This is a genomic window from Aquimarina sp. AWH4_224 (assembly GCF_056160245.1).
In genome coordinates, this window is the sequence record NZ_JBSWWU010000071.1 from 1 (window position 1) to 357 (window position 357).

1 protein-coding gene is annotated in these 357 nt (G+C 48.2%); it reads left to right on the forward strand.

The features are described 5' to 3' along the window. Positions 1-357: hypothetical protein (locus ACXAGJ_RS24740; RefSeq protein ID WP_474843873.1), on the forward strand; the 357-nt coding region annotated here is incomplete at both ends.

The window sequence follows — 357 nt, forward strand, 5'->3', positions numbered from 1 at the left end:
TGACGGATGCCGCAGGAAACAGCATCAATGTGACTCAGACAATCACCATTAACGATACTACCGATCCAACAGCAAGCAATCCAGCACCGATCAGTGCACAATGTGCTGCACCTACACCGGATATCACTGTCGTAACAGACGAGGCAGACAATTGTGGAACTCCTACGGTTGCTTTTGTAAGTGATGTAAGTGATGGGAACAGCAATCCGGAAGTGATCACCAGAACCTATAGTGTGACGGATGCTGCTGGAAACAGCATCAATGTAACTCAGACGATCACGGTTAATGATACTACCGATCCCACAGCGAGTAATCCAGCACCGATTAGTGCCCAATGTGCTGCACCTACACCAGATA